The following is a 1495-nucleotide window of genomic DNA, read 5'->3' as shown; positions in this document are numbered from 1 at the left end:
CTGGCCTTATTTTTTAAACATAAGGCAGATGATCATGAGCAAAGCAGTCGCTGGTTGTCAATGGCCATTAACACAGAAAGAGTGTAACCTGAAAAAACTTCAGTATAAAAAGGACAGGAGATGACAATTTTTGATGAAAACCATGAAGGTGCACGCCTGAGTATGCTTGCGAAGCAGTATCCAGCCATAGTGAATACAACTGGAGAAGTGCTCTTTCATGCTGAAGAGCAAGAGGATCGCTTGAGTGGTACATCCTGGACACTTGCCGACGATCTATTTGATCAGGTGACAGACTCTGGTTTTAAACTTCACCTGATCGAACTGCTCGACCAGCTCATTGAGTACCGTGGGCAATGCAACAAAGCACCCAGAAAAGAGGGGGTGGTACGTTTTGGTGGTGGTCAGATCATTATCGAATGGCTGTAGATTGACTCAATCCAGCTATAACAAGGAGTAAGACAGGTTATGACAGATAAACCCAATATTTTTTCGTTCGCAACTTCTGAGCTTTCTCAGGATGCTTTTATTGCCTGGTTGTTGTGCTGGGCAGATAAAAAGTATGCCGATGTTGACCCGCAACTTCATCAGTGTGGCAGAAAGCTGGTGCAGGCGTTTTTTGAAAAGCATCAGAAACCTGTACCCGATTACTCCAGTGCAGTAGTGACTCGCCAAGTATCCAATATTGACGTGCTCTGTGAGCTGGATGAGCAATATGCGATCCTGGTTGAGGATAAAACCCATACTGGAGCTCACTCCAACCAGTTGGAAAGGTATCTGGACGCAGTCATAAAAAGAGGATACGGACGTGAAAAGATACTGCCTATCTACTTCAAAACCGGTGACCAAAGCTGCTATGAGGCGATTCACAGTAAAGGTTATCAACCCTTTTTACGTCAGGATTTTTTGCAGGTTCTGAGAGCGGGCAAGGGTGTGTCCAGCGATGTTTTCCAGAGCTATTTTAGTCATCTGCAACATCTGGAAGATCAGGTCGAAAGTTATCGAACAAAACCAATCAGCGAATGGGGTTGGCACTCATGGATAGGCTTTTACAAGGCTTTGAAACAGCATCTTGGAGAGGGTAACTGGGGTTATGTCCCCAATCAGTCTGGTGGGTTTCTGGGCTACTGGCTTGGTTTTCATGGTGTTTGCCATGTGCAACTGGCTAACAACCAAGAGCTACGTTTCAGAATTAGTGTTAAGGATGCATCTCAACGGTCAGCATTACGGCAGCAGCGGTTCAAGCAAATCGCGCAAAACTCAGAATCTTTTGGCTTCAAAACCAAAAAACCACCGAAGTTTGGGAGTGGCGAGTCAATGGTTGTTGCCCTTCTGGATGCACCTGATTTCCGCCAGCAAGACGAAAATGGCTATATCGACATGGATGCTACTGCTAACCTGATTCTTCAGGCAAAAGCACTGTTACAGAGACTTGAGGCAGATGCTGTTTTAGCAAAATCCGCGTAAACCCTCGCCCAATCGGGCGGGGATATAAGCG

General features: G+C 45.8%; 2 protein-coding genes. Both read left to right on the top strand.

The features are described 5' to 3' along the window. The first annotated feature begins 120 nt into the window (after positions 1 to 120). Positions 121 to 426 carry a hypothetical protein gene (locus IBX50_RS20545; protein WP_292258286.1) on the top strand — a complete coding sequence of 102 codons (306 nt, stop codon included), beginning with the start codon at positions 121 to 123 and terminating at the stop codon, positions 424 to 426. Positions 427 to 465: 39 nt separating this feature from the next. Beyond that, entirely contained in the window at positions 466 to 1464 is a 999-nt protein-coding gene (locus tag IBX50_RS20540) for a PD-(D/E)XK nuclease family protein (RefSeq protein ID WP_292258284.1), read from the top strand. Positions 1465 to 1495: the final 31 nt, after the last annotated feature.

The sequence above is a fragment of the Marinospirillum sp. genome (assembly GCF_014859565.1).
Note: the sequence above shows the minus strand (reverse complement) of the source record. Positions and strands in the feature narration are given on the sequence as shown.

Coding starts and splice junctions, on each gene's coding strand:
- IBX50_RS20545 (WP_292258286.1), top strand. CDS start 121: ATGACAATTTTTGATGAAAACCATGAAGGTGCACGCCTGAGTATGCTT.
- IBX50_RS20540 (WP_292258284.1), top strand. CDS start 466: ATGACAGATAAACCCAATATTTTTTCGTTCGCAACTTCTGAGCTTTCT.